Origin of the sequence: Staphylococcus coagulans, from assembly GCF_002901995.1 — a bacterium.
GTDB lineage: Bacteria > Bacillota > Bacilli > Staphylococcales > Staphylococcaceae > Staphylococcus > Staphylococcus coagulans.
In genome coordinates this window covers 1-19,841 of record NZ_PPQN01000033.1, presented here as the reverse complement: position 1 = coordinate 19,841, position 19,841 = coordinate 1, and the positions used below count along the sequence as shown (strand labels likewise).

Below are 19,841 nucleotides of genomic sequence, written 5' to 3'. Positions count from 1 at the left end.
TCCAGATTCAGACGCTTAGCACGTTTTAGTCATAAAATGCCCGTTTCAACGCATTGACACGATCATGATAGATTTGGCGTGCCACACGTGCTTCAGGAATAAGTTCACCAAGGTGAAATAAGCCAGGGTATATATGCAGTTCAGTCGATACACCTGCTTGTATCAAACGTTGTGCATACTGAATTGCTTCATCGACAAATAAATCTAAGCTACCTACCGTAATCAGCGTCGCAGGTAATTGTGACACATCTTGTCGTTGCGCAGGGACTGCGTAAGGTGGAAGCGTTGTTTTCTCGAATGTTTCGCCGAGATATTGTTGCCACGCAAATGCATTCATTTCATATGTCCAACCGTAATGACCTACATAAGGATTAGTGGGCCATTGATAGGTTGTCGCAATGTCCAACATTGGAATATGCAGATTTTGGAATACGATATTGATTTCATGACGGTCTTGTGCGAGTTGTGCCAAGCTAGCAGAGAGTAAGCCACCTGCGCTACTACCGCCAATGGCAATGCGCGACACATCGATATATAGCGCATCCGCATGTTGAACGACCCATTTCAACACACCATAACATTCATTTAATTGCCCGGGAAATACGGTCTCAGGGGCAAGGTGATAGTCAATAGACACAACGAGACAATTGAGGTCATGTGCAAGACGTGCATTGTCTTGATTATCCAAATGTGCACCACCAGAGATTGTGCCACCGCCATGCATATAGAGATAAACAGGCCGTCGTTGTTGACTTTGATGGGGGTTGAACAGCAACACATCGACCTCTCCTGCTTCAGTCGATAAAGTTTGCTTATCAATCGTTACATCCAAGTCAGCGTCAACTGAGGTCTTGGCATGGCGAAGGACTTGTTGACGATAAGCTTGTAAAGTTTCGGTTGAAAGTGTGGTGCCATACATTGTTGAGGCGAAGTCACGTAAGTCACGATCCAATTTATCAATATAAGGCAATTCCATATTTAAGGCTTCCTTTCTCTCTACTCTGTTTCCTCAGGTTCAAAAAATAAAATTGGTGTATGCGTAATGTTAAAATAATCAGCTAAAAATTGACGATAATTTTCTCGAGTTACGGGATGTTTTTCTTTTTTACCTTGGTCAGTCACTGTTAAATTTCTTCCAGTCATCGTTACATGACCTGTTTCCCAATTTTTGACAAGTAAAGGGTCCGTTACAAAATGTGAATCTAAACTTGTTTGGTTATAAACCATTGCATTTTCAAAGTCTCTAAATTTTAAATAACGATCAACCGCACGATATTGAATTACCCATTGGTCATTCATTTTTTTAAGTAAGTCAAATGTTGTATTATCAATATATTTGATTTTATAGACTTGTCGCTTTGCTGTATCTTCTACAATTTCGCCATTAAGTGGAACGGCCATTAATGGGGATTCGCCAAAGCCGGTTTCAACTAAATAACGTGTTCCATTGAGTGTTGCAATGGTTGTCATATGAACATTTTCAGCAGCCCATCCTTTTTCTTCACCTTGATTAACAGTAGCCGCAATGAAATGCATATCATAGCCGTGTTGACTCAAATACTCGTATGTGAGTCGATTGTTTTCATAACAGATTCCCCCTTGATGCCGTTCTGTTATTTTTTGAATCATGGATGCATTATTCACAGCAAGAGGTAAACGATTTTGAACATTGATATTTTCAAACGGGACATGTAACACATATTGACGAATATAATGATTCAAATGCTCTAATGTCGGTTCAAAATGAGCGGGCTTATTCAAACCGATAAATGTTTCTAACTTCGTAAAATCATACATCTTCATTAACTCCCTTCAAAATGACACACACATATTTAACAGATGACGCTAAAAAACGTCAATATCATATGGATGATCTAAATATCCAACAAAGCAGATTTGAAAACGGAACTAATTCCGTTTGTTAAGTACGATAATATATTGCGTATAAAAATGAAAGTGTCTTGCTCAAAGGGATGTTTTTAGGATAAATGATAATGACAACTTTACGATTAGATACAAAAAAGAGTGCATTTTTTACACATGGGTTACGTAAGCGCAACGACAAACAGGCGGTATAGCCGCACTAAAAACCCCCTCACTACTGCCATAGTGAGGGGGTTATGCATCAAATGCAGATATCTTTGTTAAATTCGTTTTAACAGTGATTAGCAAAGAAATGCAAAACATGTATTCAGACTAATTAGGCTGAATTGAATTTCTGAAAGGGTCAGGGACAAACCTACCTTGAGATAGCACTTATGGCAGTAAATATTAGAATACTAGCAAGATAAGTGCCATTTTTGAAAGGAACTGGATGCCCCATCCCGTGTCTAAAAATGTTTAAGAACGCTGTGTTGGCTTTTTACGGCGTGTGTGGCGGAGTCCAAATACAGTAGTGAAAAAGCCAATCATTGCCATGAGTAATGGTGTCGTTGATGTTTTCGATGATGCACCTGTATCTGGAAGTTGTTCAACACGCTTTTGATTAGCTGATGCTTTAATCATTGTATTTGTACCTTGCGTCATAAGTGTTGCAACTTGCCCATGTTTTTCAGATGAGATGGTTGTTGATGTACTGATATAAGGCTGATCCATTGAAATTGTTGCGACACCGTTTTGTATCTGTTGTGTTGATGAATTTTCAGTATTTGTTGAAGCTGATGATTGTGCTTTGTCTGATGTCGATTCATGTTGATCTGGTGTTGCGTTGTGGGATGGTGAGCTTGTTTGAGTTGTGCCTCCAATAGGTTTCTGTTTTATTTGCTGATCAGTCGGGTTTTCAGGAAGACTTGTGTTGTCAGTAGAACCATCGCCACTCGGTCGTGAAGGGCTGTCTGATGAAGGGGTATCATCGATAACATCATCGACTGGTCGAATAATCAAATTATCGAGAATAAAATCTTTTGTGCCTTCAAAATTGACTTGCCCGTTATCTTTGACACCTTTTGTATCAGGTTGAACGTCTGTCGAATATATGCCAATCCATGTTTGTCCATTTTCATTTCCTGTAACTCGGAATGTCACACGTTGTGCATGGGGATAATCGATTGTATTTTTTAATGGTGTAATCTTGAAATTACGATTTTTTGAAATATCTTCGTGACCAACTGCAAAGGCGTAACTACCGTCAGAACCAGATTCGTAATCAAATGAGACTTCATATGTTTTGCCGGGTATGAAATAGAAATTTTGTGGAATCGTCTGAATAACCATTTTATCTTTGCCCGCTTGACCATTCACTTTGAGCGACCAATGACCTTGAATGACATCATCAACACGTTTATTATTCCATCCTCTTTGTGTATAAGGCGCATTTTTTTCGGATAAATGTGTGCGGTTATCTTCTACCCCTTCAATTTCAGAAACAACAAATGGGAATAATCCTTGAGGTACAGTTTCGAAGTCTTGTTGGAAAACGCCATCATGCATGAGTATTGAAGAGTTTTCTACGATACGAATATCATCTAAATAAGTGGCGCCTTCTCCTGCTTCGCGACTGATAGTGAAATCAACTTGCCCGTCTTGAGGTGCGACAAAATACAAATACATATTTTGGAAGTAGCTACCGCCGTCTTTATAAGTTTCTGACACTTTACTTGTATTATGTGCATCCGCTTTGACATAGTTTTTGGCAATCGATTGTTGCGTTTGGTTTGTCGCTAAAACTCGACCATGGTTTGAAACTGCAATTTGTGTTTGAGCTTTACTTCGGTTGTCGACACCAACGTATAGCGCGTAACGTTGACCGGGTTTTAAATCTGTCAGTTGCTGTGTCAACTGCGTCTTTTGTTTCAAGCTATCAATCTTAAGTAGGTCATTGTGCGCTACAGATTGATATATACCTACTTGTTCGACATCACCACTGATTTGCCATGCATCAAGTTTTTGAGAATTAAACCCAGCATCTTTAATGTGCATGCCTTCACTCCAATTGACATCTTGTTGATGAGATTGTGGAACTTGATAAATCACATAAGGTGTTTCTGCTTTGATATGATCCAATTTAATTTTATTATTATCGACAGGGATTGTTTTCATGTTTGTTCGCCCTGTTTCAGTCAATTCATATAAAATGACTTGGTCCGTGTGCCATGTATCAGGGAGTTGCCAAGTTGATGAGCCGCCTTTTTTATTCCAATGATAGAGCTTTTGTTGACTTCCTGTGAGCGGTTGCCCATTTGCATCCCAATTCCAAGGAATGAGATACTGCTCTCCGTCTAATACAGTGTGGCCATTGAGTGAAATTGTGCGTGAACGATAGTTGTTAATATCGTTTTCATAGTCATTTGACTTGCGTTGAACAGTGACTTTGTCGCCTGCATCATTTTGTAAATCTACGGTCATTTCAGGTGTCCAATTGATTGTTTTGCCGTTCGCTGTCATTTTGACAGGATGACCATCTTCAATACGCATCACTTTATAATGCTGTAAAAATTTAGTAGGCAAATCAACATCAAATATATTTTTAATATAAGTACTGTAATCATTACGTCCTTGCCAGCCTTCAAAGTCTTTCATATTATAGCCACCTAACAGTGGAAAATCTGCTGCACCAGAGTGTGGCGCATGATTAGCAACCCAAGAATCTTTTTGGTGGTTACGGATGAAACGTGCGACCTCTGAGTTGATACCTTTACTTTCATAAGTCCCATATGCAATATCTGTTGCCCAGTGTTGAAAAGTCGAATCGTATTCCATACCGTGTCCCCATTCAACGCCGACACGCCAGCCCAAGTCATTAATTTCTTTGGCTAATTGATGAGAAGGCCAAGCGGAATTATCACCGGATTGTTGGTTGCCCCATACATCAACATAGATAAAATCTAGGCGATCGCCGACAATCTCTTTAAGGGCTTGAAAACGTGCTTGACGTTGATGTGTCAAATCGTAATCAGCATTAATGTTAAAACCTTGATCGAGCCAATTCCATCCATAACTATAAGTGCCATCTTCATTTTTCTTTAATAGATCAGGATTGAATGCTTTAGATTCTGGATACGTTTCTGAAGCGTTGATATGCACACCAAAACGTGCACCATAATCTGCTCCTTTTGATAGTAACGTGTTAAAGTCGTTAGCGCCTCCGATACGTTGTCCGATATCGTCATAATCTAAATGACCAGAATCGTGACCTTCACTGTTATAACCTTTCAATAAAATAGATTGACCCAAGCCATCTGTATTCAAATAAAACTTTTTAACCCCATCTAATGTTTTTAAAAATGGATTTTGTGCTTGTGACCCAAAATTCATTGCGATGCGATAACCTACAAGTTCAGGGACTTCTTCGTACTTATAAGGATTGTTCATAATATTGCGGTAGGCAATAGCCCCATCTTGCCAATTGATTTTGCCATCTTGATTTTCATCTTCAGCAATGGCGATTTTAATGTGTGGTAATAACCCTTGTGTTTTTGCATCCTGATGTGCTGGTGAAGGTTGAAGTATCCATGGTGCGGCACCTAACCCAACTGACACGCCGTCATCTGTTTTGACACTAGTTGCTGCCACACGTAAAAAATCTTGGCTACCGCCAACACCAATTTGCGCATTACTCCACAATCCGGCACTGTATTGGTCATTTGAAACAAAGCCATACATCATTAAATCGTTAAAGTCAGAATCAAATTGATCGTCTATGTCGTATGATTTATCCCCACTGACCATTGTGTTTGTCGACATTTTTGTTGTTTGAAGGTGTGCATCTCGTTGTTGATTGTTGACTGAGACAAGGGATTGATCTGCAAAACCGAACGAACGCACAATCTCATTCGGATTATGGTTGCTATAGTCTATCATTTTTAAGTCAATTGTACGATCCACTACAGACAACTGGAATGTGAAATGAACATCTATCGCATGTGCTTTGTCTAACGCGCTCAATTCATATTCAGCTGTATGGGCGTTGACTTTTTTGTAGGAGACGGTTGGCGTTACGATTTCACCATTTACGATGATTTGTCGGTTATCTACTACTTGACCGTCAACCGTTTTGCCATTCTTTAATTGGTATTGTTTTACAGCAGGGAAATTTTTATCAATTTTCACTGTCATTTGATTGGACTGTAACAAATCTACAGTTGGTTCAGCTTGCATCATTTTTGATGACGTATTGTTTTGTTTAGTCTGAGCCACTGATTGTGTTTGTCGTGGTGCTGTTGCAGTAAGTTTATCAATAGTACTGACGTTCTGAGGTGTAGTTGGCTTAGGGGCATCATGTATGACTAAAGGTTGGGCTTGAATGACATCAGATTGTTTGACGTTTTGAACAGTCCGATTTTGCGTTTTTTCCGTAGGTGATGTCTTGTCTAGTTGTTTGGTTTCAAACGGATGTGCTGTTTTATCTTCACTTTGAGCATTTTCAACTTGCTTAAAAGTCGATGGTTGTGATGTAACGTTGTTAATTTGAGTCTGTGATTGTGCTTCGTTGGAATGTGTTGTTGGAGCTGATTGTGCATCTGTTGGCTTATCATGAGTTTGACTTGCTGTTTGAGAAGGAGAGTCTGTTGATGCTTGTGGTGTATCATTCTTTGATGTTTGAGCAACTTCAGGTATTGTCTGCGTATGAATAGTAGCATCATCATTAACGGTATCATCTAACTGTTTAGTAGCGAAGGTGTCGTCTTCAGATGATGATGAAGGAGTCGAGGTTTGATGGGGGGGCTGCGTTTCTGACGATGGTGTATTATTTGTTGATTCTGATGCAGACGCTGTTGATGACGCAGAAATATAAACAGTAAACCCTAATAAAACTGAAGCGGTTCCAATGGCATATTTACGAATACTAAAATTTTGTTTTTGTCTATTTGTCATTTTTTAAGCACTCCTAATCTTTAGTAATCGAATTGAATATATAATTTATTTTGTTTTTTGTAAACCCTTCCAACGCTGTAGTGACAACGTTTTAATATTATTGTAAGTCGAGAAATAATACCAGTTTTTGAGGGAAATGAAAGATTATGAAAGATGTAAAATTGCACAATAACGCTTGTTTGAATGGTTTTATATCGTGAGAATTATAATTGGAAAATAACAAGTGGTTATAACCAGAAAAACATCTTAAAAAATATTTAAAATTTTAAAAATTTTAGCATAGAAAGATAAGTAAAATTTTAAAAATGTCTATTTAACAATAATAATAAGGCACAGGGTGATTATTGGAAGTGAATGATTATCATAATAGTCTTGACAAAATAGCAAATTTACATTTATGCTTTAAGTGGTTATAACCAGTAGGTGGTGAAAGTGATGTCAGAGAAAATGCCCTTGTATTATCAAATTTATCAAGGGATACACGAGCGTATAAAATCAGGAGAATTTAAGGAGGGAGATAAGATACCTTCAGAGCGCAATCTGTGTGAGCAATTTGGTGTAAGCCGTATTACGGTGCGTGAAGCGTTAGAGCGTTTAGAAAAAGATCGTATTATTAAGCGCGAACATGGTAAGGGTTCATTTGTACTGGGAAGTCAATATAATCAATTTTTAAATGAGCTGTATAGCTTTAAAGATGAAATTGAGAAGAATGGTGATAAGGCGAGTACGAAAATGTTAAGTATTAAGCTCATCCCATCTACGCCTTTTTTACAAGAGAAAATGCAGTTAACGCCTTATCAATATGTTTATGAGTTAAAGCGCATACGTCTTTCCAATGATGTGCCTTTAATCTATGAAATTAGCTATTTGCCGATGCGTTATTGTGAAGGATTAGAGCAATTTGACTTCAATGAAGTTTCGCTATATGAAACGCTCAATCAACATTATGGGATTCAAATTACGAACGCCTATGAAAATTTAACAGCGAGTAAATTAAGTCGCGAAGATGCCAAACTGTTGAATGGCGTCGTTGAAGATAGTTGTATGTTTATTGAACGCTTTAGCTATATGGACGATGCGGTGATTGAATTTACACAAAGTGTCGCAAGCGGTCATAAATACAAGTATACGGTCAAGTTAATGTAAAAGAATGAGTGAAGGAGGGATTGTTGTGTTACATGATACACATACTTATCGTGAAATTAAGCAACAACCAGCAACTTTAAAGAAAACATATGATTTAGTACAAGAACAACAAGCACGATTTAAAAATTTCATTGCCAAAATTGAGCAAGAAAATCAAGGTAAAAAACTAAAGGTACTCTTTACGGGTGCAGGTTCAAGTGCTTATGTGGGGGACGTAGCCCGCATGGCACGCAATACAGATGTCTTACCGAATTTTGAATTTGAGTCAGTTCCGACAACGCACTTTGTTACGGACCCACAACTCTATATTGATCAACAAACGGCATATCTGTTAGTGTCCTTTGCGCGTTCTGGTAACAGCCCAGAAACAAAAGCGACAGTCGAGATTGCCAATCAACTTTCGAGCCATGTTTATCATTTGTTTATCACAAATAATAAAGATGGATTTTTAGGAGTCTATAATGAAAGCGTTAACAACGTTTTTAAAGTAATCTTACCTGACGAAACGAATGACAAGTCTTTAGCGATGACTTCAAGTTTTTCATCCATGTTATTCGCGAGTTATTTATTATTCGGTGGCAAAGTAAGTCCAAAATTCTTTGACATTGCGTCATCTAATTTTGATTGGTTAGAATCTCAAGCTGAAACAGTGAGTCAGTTGGATTTTTCGAAAGTGTTCTATGTTGGAACAGGTTTAATTGGCGAACTCACAAAAGAAGTCAGTTTGAAACTCAATGAATTAACGGCAGGTCAAACTGAGATTGCACGTGAAACGACACTTGGCTTTAGACATGGTCCGAAAGCTGGATTGAGTGCAGACGCCATTTTTATTATGTTGCGCAGTAATCAGCCTTATCGTCGTCAATACGAAAAAGATTTAATCCAAGAAGTTGGACAAGTCAAAGATCGCTATCAAACTTATATTTTAGATGGGCAAGCAAATGAGGACAATACAGTCAAATTACCTCAGTCTGAAGAGCTCACAGATATGGAATTAGCACTACAATATTTGATTTTTGGACAATTGCTTGCAGCTAAACGTTCTGTGGCACTCGGTTTAAATCCTGATAATCCTAGTCCTGACGGCTTTATCAACCGTGTTGTTAAAGGTGTCACGATTTATCCGGTTGAGGGTTGAGCCTATGATTGCAACACATACTTTTAATCCTTCTGTTGATATCACTTATATGATTGATCCTATTGAAATAGGGGGCGTCAATCGTGTCAAACAGAAAATCAAAAACCCTGGTGGGAAGGGGATTAACGTCACTAAAGTTTTACATCAATTAGGTGCAAATTACTGTGCATATGGTTATTTAGGGGGTGCTAATGGCCACTGGATTGCTAAAGCATTACAAGATATGGGCATCGTTACGGCATTTACTTCAATTCATGGAGAAACGAGACAAAGTCTAGCGATCAATGATCGTAACGGTCAAACAGAAATATTGGAAGCGGGGCCGTTAATAACTGAATACGATCAGCGACGTTATTATGAAATTTTGAACGAGCGCGCACGAGAGGTCAAAGTGATGACAGTGAGTGGGAGCTCGCCTCAATTTGAAGGGCGCTCAAAATTTGAACATGTCGCCCACATCCTGAGTGCTTTTCAACATAGTTATAACATTGTGGATACGCACGCAAGTGAACTCAAATTATTGTTGGAAGCCGAGTTGCCGGTGCAGTGCATTAAGCCGAATCAAACAGAATTCGAAATGTTAGTTGGTAAAGAACAGCTCACGATTGCAGAATGTGCACAAATGTTACAAACACATGCCTATTTTACAAAGATGGATGTTTTTCTCACGTTAGGTGCAGCGGGGGCACTGGTCAAATGGGGAAACACAATTTACCGCGCGACACTGCCACATAAAGAAGTCATCAATCCTGTAGGTTCTGGGGATTCAACCGTTGCAGGTATTGCATACGGTGTCTATGAAAATTTAGAGCCACAAGATTTAATCCGTCAAGCTTTAGCGTGTGGAACGTCAAACGCATTACAACAAGCCACTGGACATATTGATATTGAACAAGTCAATCAAATTAAATCTGAAATAGAAGTGGAGAGATATGAATGGGAAGAAAAGATTTAAGTCGGTTAGTGGATGACAAGGGGATATATGCAGCCATTGCGGTGGACCAACGCGGCGCATTAAGAAAGTTACTTGGAGATCAAGCGAGTGATCACAATTTATCACTTTTTAAAAAACTGGTATCGGAAGTTCTAACACCATACGGATCAAGTTTTTTGGTGGATCCAGAGTTTGGCATAGAAGCAGCACAGGCCAATGCTGCGACGTCAGGTTTAATCTTATCTTATGAGCAAACCGGTTATGACGTGACAAGACCGGGCCGCTTACCACGTTTAATTGAAAATGCAAGTGTGAAACGCCTCAAAGATGCAGGTGCAGATGCGGTTAAATTTTTACTGTACTACGACGTAGATGAACCTGATGATATCAATACGAAAAAACAAGCAGTGATTGAGCGAATTGGTGCAGAATGCCAAGCAGAAAATATACCATTTTTACTTGAAATTTTAACTTACGATGACACGATTGGTGATGAAAAAGGAGCTGAATATGCCAAAGTACGGCCACATAAAGTTAATGAAGCGATGCGTGTGTTTAGTGAACCTAGATTCCAAGTGGACACATTGAAGGTTGAAATTCCAGTTAATATGAACTTTGTAGAGGGCTTTGGTTCAGAAAATTTAATCTCACAAAGTGAAGCAGCCGAAGCATTTAAAGCACAAGACGCTGCGACGGACCTGCCTTATATTTATTTGAGCGGTGGTGTGTCAGCACAACTGTTTATGGACTCATTACAGTTTGCAGCAGATCATGGTGCCCGCTTTAACGGTATACTTTGTGGTCGTGCTACTTGGAAAGGAGCAACAAGTGTACTCGTTGAAAAAGGTGAAGCTGAAGCAAAAGCATGGTTGGAAAATGAAGGACTTAACAATTTAAAAGCACTCAATAAAGTGAATCAGAAAACAGCAACATCTATTCAATTATAAATGAGGTGATGATGTGAGTCGTTTCGAAATCAATGAGACGTTTGTGTTAGATAAAAAGCCGTTCAAAATATTATCGGGAGCCATTCATTATTTCAGAATACCTAAAGAAGATTGGCATCATTCTTTGTATAATTTGAAAGCGCTCGGCTTCAATACAGTAGAAACCTATGTGCCGTGGAATTTTCATGAGACTGAAAAAGGGGTATTTCTCTTTGATGGCAATAGAGATTTAAAACATTTTATCGAACTTGCACAACAAGAAGGATTGTATGTCATTGTGCGACCTTCTCCTTATATTTGTGCAGAGTGGGAATTTGGAGGCTTACCTGCATGGTTACTGAACGACCGAACGATGCGTATTCGTTCTCGAGATCCTCAATTTTTAGCGTATGTGCGTCGTTATTATCAAGTGTTGTTTAAAATATTAACGCCACTTCAAATTGATCAAAATGGGCCTATCATTATGTTTCAAATTGAAAATGAATATGGTTCATACGGGGAAGATCATGAATATCTTCGAGCAATCGGCAATATGATGCGTGAGGAAGGCGTGACGGTTCCGTTCTTTACTTCAGACGGTGCATGGGATCAATGTTTACGCGCAGGGAGTATGATAGCCGACAATATTTTACCTACTGGAAACTTTGGTTCACGAACTACACAAAATTTCCAAAATCTGAAAGCTTTTCAAGAAGAATATGGTAAAAAGTGGCCTTTAATGTGTATGGAATTTTGGGATGGCTGGTTTAATCGCTGGGGTGAAGCCGTTATTAAACGTGATAGTGATGATCTTGCGCAAGAAGTGAGAGAAGCTATTAAGTTAGGTTCAGTGAATTTGTACATGTTTCACGGTGGAACGAATTTTGGTTTTTGGAATGGTTGCTCAGCAAGGGGAACGAAAGATTTACCACAAGTGACATCTTATGATTACCATGCCCCATTAGATGAAGCTGGTAACCCGACGCCTAAATATTTTGCGTTACAAAAGATGCTAAAAGAGGTCATACCTGATGTTCAACAGCGCGAACCGAAAGTCAAAACATTTATGTCGCGGAAAGGGATACCCCTTGAAAGCAAGGTCAATCTTTTTGAAGTATTGGAGGACATTTCAAACAAGTCGACCAGTTTTTATCCGCAATCTATGGAAGAAGCGGGCACGGGTTACGGTTATATGATGTACCGAACAACAATTCATAAAGCAACAGAACAAGAAAAGTTAAGAATTGTTGATGCGAGAGATCGCGTGCATTGTTTCATTGATAAAGAATGTGTGTATCAAGCGTATCAAGAAGAAATTGGAGATCAATTTGAAGTCACTTTAGCATCAAGCCGACCACAAATTGATGTACTCGTTGAAAATATGGGGCGTGTTAATTACGGCTATAAATTATTGGCTGCGACTCAGCGTAAAGGCTTAGGACAAGGCCTCATGCAAGATCTTCATTTTGTGCAAAATTGGGAACAATTTGACATTGATTTTTATAAATTGAAGGATGAACATTTTCAACGTGCATGGTCAGCACAACAGCCAGCATTTTATCGTTATGAATTTGAGTTAGAAACGCCGGATAATACGCACATTGATGTAAGCGGTTTCGGAAAGGGTGTTGTTCTTGTTAATGGGTTTAACATAGGTCGTTATTGGGAGGTCGGCCCTTCTCAATCATTGTATGTTTCAAAAGCATTTTTAAAACAAGGTAAGAATGAAATCATAGTCTTTGATTCTGAAGGGAAATACGCAGAATCCATTGATCTGATTCAAAAACCTCAATTTTCTGATATATAAGGAGAGATCATTATGGCAATTATAGGAACTCGTATCGATGGTAGATTAATTCATGGGCAAGTTGCAAATTTATGGGCAACAAAATTAAATATTAGTCGTTTTATAGTGATTGATGATGAAGTGGCACAAAGCGATATTGATAAGCAAGCTTTAAAGCTGGCGACACCTGCAGGGATTAAATTAAGTGTTTTACCTATTGAAAAGGCTGCAAATAATATCAAAAACGGTAAATATGATTCACAGCGTGTCATGATTATTGCAAAACGTCCTGATCGTTTTGTTGAATTGGTCCATCAAGGTGTTGCGATTGAAACATTAAATGTAGGAAACATGTCACAAACAGATGAAACACGTTCCATTACAAACTCAATCAATATAACAGATGAAGATATTGAGAATTTTAAAAAGTTAGAAGCACAAGGCGTAAAAATTGTTTCTCAAATGGTTCCAAACGATAAGGCAGTAGACTTCTTTACATTAGTTAAAGAGAAAAAATAGGAGGTGTTTCCTTTGGAAATATTATGGTGGCAAATCGTATTATTAACTTTGTATGCAGGTTATCAAATATTAGATGATTTACAGTTTAATATTTTTGGTCATCCTGTTTTCGCGGGGATTATTTCAGGATTAATTATGGGCGATGTCACGACGGGTTTAATTATCGGTGGTGGCATGCAGTTAACGATTTTAGGTGTTGGGACATTCGGGGGTGCTTCAAGAATTGATGCTAACTCGGGAACAGTACTTGCGGTTGCGTTCTCTGTTGCACTCGGAATGAACCCACAACAAGCACTTGCAACACTCGCAGTACCGGTTGCAAGTTTAATGATTCAAACGGATATTTTAGCACGCTTTACGAATACGTTTTTTGCACATCGTATTGATCGAAAAATTGAACAGATGGATTATAAAGGGGTGGAACGTAACTTCTTATATGGTGCAATACCATGGGCATTATCACGTGCCATTCCAGTTTGTTTAGCACTTGTATTTGGTGGCGGTGTCGTTAGAAATATTGTGAATTACTTGAATGGTGATCTGAAATGGTTAGGTGACGGTCTGACTGTTGCGGGTGCAGTCTTACCTGCAGTAGGTTTTGCGATTTTATTACGTTATCTCCCATTGAAAAAGCACTTTCCATATTTCATTTTAGGATTTATTATCACTGCTTTAGCTGTGACAGTCTTTAGCGGATTGAGCGGTTTAGGAACATCCGTTGCAACGTTAGATAAGAAATTTGATATGACGTTCTCATCATTACCGATGCTTACAATTGCTGCTATTGGTTTTGCACTCGCAGCGATGGAATATAAGCGCACATCACAACCTAAAGTCGCATCAGGTAGTCAGAAAGTATCCAATGAGACAGATGCGGACGAGGAAGGAGAGATTGACGATGACGAATTATAATAAATCGCAAGAACATATTTCTGATACAGTAGAAGCAACGCAAACTAAATCAGGCAAACCGCTCACAGGACGTCCACCACAAACACCGTATCGATTAACGGATAAAGACTTTAGACAAATCAATATGCGTAGTCTCTTCTTCTTTCAATGGGGTTGGAACTATGAACGTATGCAAGGAAGTGGCTATTTATTTACCATCTTACCTCAGTTGCGTAAAATTTATGGAGATGATTCTCCTGAACTTCAAGAAATGATGAAAACGCATGCACAATTCTTTAATACAAGTAACTTTTTTAATACAATTATTACGGGTATCGATATTGCGATGGAAGAAAGAGAACAATTCGCAGCTAAAGAATCTGTCAAAGGGATTAAAGTCGGCTTAATGGGCCCCTTCGCTGCTGTAGGGGATGCAATCTTTGGTTCGCTAGTGCCTACTATATTTGGTGCGATTGCAGCCAATATGGCGCAAGATGGAAATCCATTTGGTGCATTACTCTGGTTTGTAGCGATGTTAGCGATTATCGTGTTTCGTTGGAAACAACTGAAATTTGCTTATAAAGAAGGGATTTCGCTCGTTACAACAATGCAACATCGTTTGGAATCACTAACGAATGCAGCCACACTCCTTGGTGTGTTTATGGTGGGTGCTTTAGTTGCAACGATGATACGTGTTAAATTTGCATGGGAACCTAAAATCGGGGATCTCACTGTTAAGGTTCAAGATAATGCGGACATGATTTTACCAAGATTATTACCGCTAGTTATCGTTTTTGGGGTTTACTGGTTGTTAGGTCGTAAAAATATGAACTCAACACGTGCCATCTTTATTGTAATTATTGTATCAATTGTATTATCTGCACTCGGTGTGATTACAAACATTTAAAGCGAGAGGAGCACTTGGAAATGGAAAAATTAATACTGGTTAGCCATGGGACTTTTTGTGAAGGCATTAAAAACAGTGTAGAAATGATTCTTGGACCTCAAGCCCATCTTTATACCGTCGCCTTATTACCCCAAGAAGGGCCGGAAGACTTTGAAAAAAACTTTATGGCGCATATTGAAGCAGGCGATAAAGTGACCGTTTTTGCGGATTTATTAGGCGGTACACCATCTAATACTGTAGCAAAAAAGATTATGAATGGTGCGGATTATGATTTATACGTTGGGATGAATCTACCAATGATTATCAGTTATATCAATGGTCAAATGATTGGAGAACAACCAGATTACGTTAATAAAGCGCAAGAAGGTATTGTTAATGTGAACACATTGTTAAATCAAGATGATGACGACGATGATGAATAAACGCATCAAATTTAAGTGAAGAAGGTATACTATGGCATATGTAATTAGTAATGGCGTCATTTATACAGAAGACGAAATCATTTCTGACGGGTATCTCGTAATAGAAGAAGGTAAAATTCGTGCAATTGAGAAAGGATCCTATGATGGCGATTTAGAAGTTATAGATGCGAAAGGGCACCATATTTTACCGGGCTTTATAGATATTCATATTCATGGAGGCTATGGCGAAGATGCCATGGATGCTTCTTATGACGGCTTAAAACATTTAGCTGAACAGTTGTTATCTGAAGGAACAACGTCCTTTTTGGCAACGACAATGACACAATCGCAAGAAGCCATCGACAAAGCTTTAAAAAATATTCGCACGTATTATGAACAACAAGATCGTGAAAATGCTGCCGAAATTGCAGGGATTCATTTAGAAGGACCGTTTATTTCTGAAAACAAAATTGGTGCGCAAAACCCGTCCTTTATTCAACGTCCGACCGTTGCATTGTTACAACAATTTCAAGAGACAGCAAAAGGATTGATTAAGATTGTTACAATTGCACCAGAAGTAGCGGGCGCTACTGAGGTGATAGAGACATTGAGAGACGACATCATTTTTTCAATGGGACATACAGAAGTAGACTTTGACGCGGCAAATCAAGCGGCCGATACCGGGGTTCAACATGTCACACATCTTTATAACGCAGGTGTCGGTTTCCATCATAGAAATCCAGGTATGTTTGGTGCGGCTTGGACGAATGGAAAACTGAGTACGGAACTGATTGTTGATGGTGTGCATTCTCATCCGATGTCCGTTGCGATTGCATATCAACATAAAGGCGCTGAAAAAATGTATTTAATTACCGATGCAATGCGTGCGAAAGGAATGCCGGATGGCGACTACGAATTAGGGGGTCAAAAAGTTATCGTTAAAGATAACGAAGCACATCTGGAGACGGGCTCACTTGCAGGCAGTATTTTGAAAATGAATAAAGGTTTACAAAATTTAATGCAATTTACAGGTGACACATTAGCTCATTTATGGCCAGTGACGAGTTTGAATCAAGCGAAAGCATTGAAAATAGATGACCGTAAAGGCAGTATTGCTGTAGATAAAGACGCTGATTTGGTCATCGTTGACGATGAAATTGCTGTTTATCAAACCATTAAGCAAGGACGTGTGCATCAATTCAAGTCATAGTTTGTAAGAATAAAATCCGAGATTTTTCGTAAATATAAACGAAATAATCTCGGATTTTGTTTTTATGACAGTGTGTCTCTATTTTATGCCTTAATATCAAATGTGATATTTTTCAAATCTTCTGTGTTGATGCTGACATTTTCACGATGAGATTGTAATGCTTTATCAACCTCTAATGTATAGCGGTTACCGTCTTTTGTATGAATGACAATCGTACCTGTTGGTAATTGATCGCCTTCATATAAACCGTAAGAAACATTCGCAAATCGAACGATATGATCTAATTCTTTAAGTGTAATCGTCCCTTTATCTAAAGTAATTGTACGTTTTGGTGTGAAAACCTGATTATTTACTGCGAATTTACCTTCTAATTCTAAGCGGATTTCATTTTCTTGTAATGCATGATTAGAAAGAACCCAGTTGTTATTAATGTTCTCTTTGTCATTAATTTTATCTTGACTATATCTTTCAAATAACTGTTGAACTTGCGTTTTTTGTGTAGCGTGCTCTATTGCTGGCGTAGATGAGGTTTCAGCTGCAAAGGTCGTACTTGTATAACTTAGAACGCTTGCTGCGACAGCGCTTGAGAGAATAAGTTGCTTCAATTTCATAGATGTTTCCTCTTTTCATAGATAGTTATATTCAAATTTTACCGAGCACCCTGCAAAAATACTATTAATTATTCGTTAAAAATCTCTTATTCCTTGCTTAATAAAGCTTAAAATAAAGTGTGACATTTATAAAAATGTTGTTGTCAAGAGGAATGACTTCGTATATAATGAAAGCGGTTAAATGAATAGCGTGTTACTGTGAAAACAGGCATGAGCAAAATATCAGCCATAATGATATGGCTTTATTTGCTCATGTCTTTTTTATTTACTAATTTTTACATATAGGGGTGTTTTAAATGATATTCAAGCGTTTTTTTGGTCAACTTCAACGTATTGGTAAAGCGTTGATGTTGCCTGTTGCGATTTTACCAGCTGCGGGGATTCTTCTTGCACTTGGGAATGCGATGCACAATGAACAGTTGGTCGCACTTGCACCATGGTTAAAGTATGATGTCTTTGTCATGATATCGTCAATCATGGAGTCAGCGGGGCAAGTTATTTTTGATAACTTACCACTGTTATTTGCGGTGGGGACTGCTTTAGGATTAGCTGGCGGTGACGGTGTAGCAGCGCTAGCGGCATTAGTCGGTTATCTCATTATGAATGCAACAATGGGAAAAGTGATGCATATTACGATCGATCAAATCTACTCATTTGCAGATGGTGCATCAACTTTAAGCCAAGCGAATAAGTTACCACAACATGCACTGATTTTAGGGATTCCTACACTTCAAACGGGTGTTTTTGGTGGGATTATTATCGGGGCATTAGCAGCATGGTGTTATAACAAATTTTATAATATTACATTGCCTCAATTTTTAGGGTTCTTTGCAGGTAAACGATTTGTACCTATCGTGACATCAGTTGTAGCGATTATTACGGGGATATTGCTAAGCTTTATTTGGCCACCAATCCAAGAAGGTTTAAATGGTTTATCGAACTTCTTATTAAATAAAAACCTTGTATTGACGACATTTATTTTTGGAATAATTGAGCGTTCCTTAATTCCATTTGGTTTACATCATATTTTCTATGCGCCATTCTGGTTTGAATTTGGTCATTACGTGAACCACGCAGGTGAAACGATTCGTGGGGACCAACGAATTTGGATGGAGCAATTGAAAGACGGGGTTGCATTTACAGCTGGTGCATTTACAACAGGGAAATATCCTTTCATGATGTTTGGATTACCAGCAGCTGCTTATGCAATCTACCGTCAAGCGCGCCCAGAACGTAAAAAAATAGTAGCGGGTTTAATGTTATCAGCTGGTTTGACTGCTTTCTTAACAGGGATTACAGAACCACTTGAGTTCTCATTTTTATTCGTTGCACCTATTTTATACGTAGTACACGTCTTTTTAGCAGGTTCTTCATTCCTCATTATGCATTTATTAGATGTTAAAATCGGGATGACATTTTCGGGTGGCTTTATCGACTACGTTTTATACGGTTTACTGAATTGGGATCGAACACATGCCTTACGTGTAATTCCAGTGGGCATTGCTTATGCATTTATTTACTATTTTGTATTCTCATTCCTTATTAAGCGTATGAATTTAAAAACACCAGGGCGCGAAGACAAAGTGGAAGAGCAAAGAAGTACAACTGTAGAGCGTTTACCTTTCGATGTGTTAGATGCAATGGGAGGTAAAGAAAACATTAAACATTTAGATGCATGTATTACGCGTTTACGTGTAGAAGTAAATGACAAAGCAAAAGTCGATGTCAACGCACTTAAAGGATTAGGTGCAGCAGGGGTGTTGGAAGTCGGCAATAACATGCAAGCGATCTTCGGACCAAAATCTGATCAAATTAAACATGATATGGCACTGATTATGAAAGGTGAAATTACAAGTCCGACTCAAACAACCGTTACAGATGATATCGATACGGATGTCGTTCAAATTGAAGGTACACGGAATGTCTCAGTTGTTGCCCCTGGCGATGGTAAAGTCATCCCATTATCAGATGTACCGGACCAAGTATTTTCACAAAAACTAATGGGTGATGGCGTCGCATTGATTCCGCAGAATTCAGAAATTTGCGCGCCTTTCAATGGAACAGTAAAAACTATTTTTCCAACGAAGCATGCCATTGGTCTGGGATCAACAGATGGTGTGGAATTGTTGATTCACATTGGTATCGACACAGTTAAATTAAATGGTGAAGGTTTTGAAGCGTTAGTCCAAGTGGATGAAGAAGTTGTAGAAGGTCAGCCACTTATGAAAGTTGATCTTCCGTATCTTGAACAACACGCACCAAGCATTGTCACACCATTAATTGTCACGAATTTAGACGGTGGAAAACTTGAATTTGAAGCTGATCAAGAAGTGAAAAAAGGACAAAAATTATTTACAGTTACGTATAACGATGTAGAGTAATGACAAGTGGCTTCGTTTGAGAGGCTATAAAATATCAGACACTAGACGAGGTTGGGAATGGTATCCCAATCTCGTTTCTTTTTGAATAAAAGTAAACCATGCGCTATGCGTATGGTTCCGGAAAGGTTCTACCGTTGTATTAAAATAGGCACCTCAGCATGCTAGAATAATATTTGGT

Annotated in this window: 15 protein-coding genes; 11 read left to right on the top strand and 4 right to left on the bottom strand. The window is 38.6% G+C overall.

Going from position 1 to position 19,841, the window contains the following annotated elements; genetic code table 11:
* Window positions 1-25: 25 nt before the first annotated feature.
* The 3 genes from CD118_RS07775 to CD118_RS07765 all read right to left on the bottom strand — a co-directional run bounded on the left by CD118_RS07775 (window position 26) and on the right by CD118_RS07765 (window position 6,813).
* The gene (locus tag CD118_RS07775) at window positions 26-976 is read right to left on the bottom strand and encodes an alpha/beta hydrolase (RefSeq protein ID WP_103356525.1); all 951 of its coding nucleotides are present in this window, start codon (window positions 974-976) and stop codon (window positions 26-28) included.
* A gap of 20 nt (window positions 977-996) precedes the next feature.
* On the bottom strand, window positions 997-1,797 hold the full coding sequence (locus CD118_RS07770; RefSeq protein ID WP_169925597.1) for an arylamine N-acetyltransferase family protein: 801 nt from the start codon (window positions 1,795-1,797) through the stop codon (window positions 997-999).
* Window positions 1,798-2,340: 543 nt separating this feature from the next.
* Window positions 2,341-6,813, bottom strand: a complete 4,473-nt coding sequence (locus CD118_RS07765; protein ID WP_103356523.1) for an endo-alpha-N-acetylgalactosaminidase family protein — start codon at window positions 6,811-6,813, stop codon at window positions 2,341-2,343.
* A gap of 435 nt (window positions 6,814-7,248) precedes the next feature.
* Here CD118_RS07765 and CD118_RS07760 point away from each other — a divergent pair, with 435 nt between their 5' ends.
* Genes CD118_RS07760 through nagA form a run of 10 tightly spaced genes read left to right on the top strand, consistent with a single transcriptional unit; the run spans window position 7,249 to window position 16,671 of the window.
* Window positions 7,249-7,959 (top strand): GntR family transcriptional regulator, encoded by a 711-nt coding sequence (locus CD118_RS07760; protein ID WP_103356522.1) that lies wholly within the window; start codon window positions 7,249-7,251, stop codon window positions 7,957-7,959.
* A gap of 25 nt (window positions 7,960-7,984) precedes the next feature.
* On the top strand, window positions 7,985-9,097 hold the full coding sequence (locus CD118_RS07755) for an SIS domain-containing protein (protein WP_103356521.1): 1,113 nt from the start codon (window positions 7,985-7,987) through the stop codon (window positions 9,095-9,097).
* 4 nt (window positions 9,098-9,101) lie between these two features.
* Window positions 9,102-10,052: a 1-phosphofructokinase family hexose kinase gene (locus CD118_RS07750; protein WP_103356520.1), complete on the top strand. Its 951-nt coding sequence runs from the start codon at window positions 9,102-9,104 to the stop codon at window positions 10,050-10,052.
* On the top strand, window positions 10,034-10,978 hold the full coding sequence (locus CD118_RS07745) for a tagatose 1,6-diphosphate aldolase (protein WP_103356519.1): 945 nt from the start codon (window positions 10,034-10,036) through the stop codon (window positions 10,976-10,978). Before CD118_RS07750 ends, CD118_RS07745 begins: the two co-directional genes overlap by 19 nt.
* Window positions 10,979-10,991: 13 nt before the next feature.
* Complete coding sequence (locus CD118_RS07740; RefSeq protein ID WP_103356518.1) at window positions 10,992-12,764, top strand: glycoside hydrolase family 35 protein; 1,773 nt, start codon at window positions 10,992-10,994, stop codon at window positions 12,762-12,764.
* 12 nt (window positions 12,765-12,776) lie between these two features.
* Window positions 12,777-13,262 carry a PTS sugar transporter subunit IIB gene (locus CD118_RS07735; RefSeq protein ID WP_103356517.1) on the top strand — a complete coding sequence of 162 codons (486 nt, stop codon included), beginning with the start codon at window positions 12,777-12,779 and terminating at the stop codon, window positions 13,260-13,262.
* 12 nt (window positions 13,263-13,274) lie between these two features.
* Window positions 13,275-14,174, top strand: a complete 900-nt coding sequence (locus tag CD118_RS07730; protein ID WP_060829267.1) for a PTS mannose/fructose/sorbose/N-acetylgalactosamine transporter subunit IIC — start codon at window positions 13,275-13,277, stop codon at window positions 14,172-14,174.
* Window positions 14,161-15,060 carry a PTS system mannose/fructose/sorbose family transporter subunit IID gene (locus CD118_RS07725; RefSeq protein WP_060829268.1) on the top strand — a complete coding sequence of 300 codons (900 nt, stop codon included), beginning with the start codon at window positions 14,161-14,163 and terminating at the stop codon, window positions 15,058-15,060. The genes CD118_RS07730 and CD118_RS07725 overlap by 14 nt, the downstream gene beginning before the upstream one ends.
* Before the next feature lie 20 nt (window positions 15,061-15,080).
* The gene (locus CD118_RS07720; protein WP_060829269.1) at window positions 15,081-15,482 is read left to right on the top strand and encodes a PTS sugar transporter subunit IIA; all 402 of its coding nucleotides are present in this window, start codon (window positions 15,081-15,083) and stop codon (window positions 15,480-15,482) included.
* 31 nt (window positions 15,483-15,513) lie between these two features.
* Window positions 15,514-16,671 carry an N-acetylglucosamine-6-phosphate deacetylase gene (gene nagA, locus CD118_RS07715; protein WP_060829270.1) on the top strand — a complete coding sequence of 386 codons (1,158 nt, stop codon included), beginning with the start codon at window positions 15,514-15,516 and terminating at the stop codon, window positions 16,669-16,671.
* 83 nt (window positions 16,672-16,754) lie between these two features.
* Here nagA and CD118_RS07710 read toward each other — a convergent pair whose 3' ends face one another.
* Window positions 16,755-17,282: an exotoxin beta-grasp domain-containing protein gene (locus CD118_RS07710; RefSeq protein WP_060829271.1), complete on the bottom strand. Its 528-nt coding sequence runs from the start codon at window positions 17,280-17,282 to the stop codon at window positions 16,755-16,757.
* A gap of 299 nt (window positions 17,283-17,581) precedes the next feature.
* Here CD118_RS07710 and ptsG point away from each other — a divergent pair, with 299 nt between their 5' ends.
* Window positions 17,582-19,663, top strand: a complete 2,082-nt coding sequence (ptsG, locus tag CD118_RS07705) for a glucose-specific PTS transporter subunit IIBC (protein ID WP_103356536.1) — start codon at window positions 17,582-17,584, stop codon at window positions 19,661-19,663.
* The last annotated feature ends 178 nt before the right edge of the window (window positions 19,664-19,841 follow it).

What these genes read in the sequence shown, in the direction of transcription:
- CD118_RS07775 (WP_103356525.1), bottom strand. Translation starts at nt 976, where the DNA reads ATGGAATTGCCTTATATTGATAAATTGGATCGTGACTTACGTGACTTC.
- CD118_RS07770 (WP_169925597.1), bottom strand. Translation starts at nt 1,797, where the DNA reads ATGTATGATTTTACGAAGTTAGAAACATTTATCGGTTTGAATAAGCCC.
- CD118_RS07765 (WP_103356523.1), bottom strand. Translation starts at nt 6,813, where the DNA reads ATGACAAATAGACAAAAACAAAATTTTAGTATTCGTAAATATGCCATT.
- CD118_RS07760 (WP_103356522.1), top strand. Translation starts at nt 7,249, where the DNA reads ATGTCAGAGAAAATGCCCTTGTATTATCAAATTTATCAAGGGATACAC.
- CD118_RS07750 (WP_103356520.1), top strand. Translation starts at nt 9,102, where the DNA reads ATGATTGCAACACATACTTTTAATCCTTCTGTTGATATCACTTATATG.
- CD118_RS07745 (WP_103356519.1), top strand. Translation starts at nt 10,034, where the DNA reads ATGGGAAGAAAAGATTTAAGTCGGTTAGTGGATGACAAGGGGATATAT.
- CD118_RS07735 (WP_103356517.1), top strand. Translation starts at nt 12,777, where the DNA reads ATGGCAATTATAGGAACTCGTATCGATGGTAGATTAATTCATGGGCAA.
- CD118_RS07725 (WP_060829268.1), top strand. Translation starts at nt 14,161, where the DNA reads ATGACGAATTATAATAAATCGCAAGAACATATTTCTGATACAGTAGAA.
- CD118_RS07720 (WP_060829269.1), top strand. Translation starts at nt 15,081, where the DNA reads ATGGAAAAATTAATACTGGTTAGCCATGGGACTTTTTGTGAAGGCATT.
- nagA (WP_060829270.1), top strand. Translation starts at nt 15,514, where the DNA reads ATGGCATATGTAATTAGTAATGGCGTCATTTATACAGAAGACGAAATC.
- CD118_RS07710 (WP_060829271.1), bottom strand. Translation starts at nt 17,282, where the DNA reads ATGAAATTGAAGCAACTTATTCTCTCAAGCGCTGTCGCAGCAAGCGTT.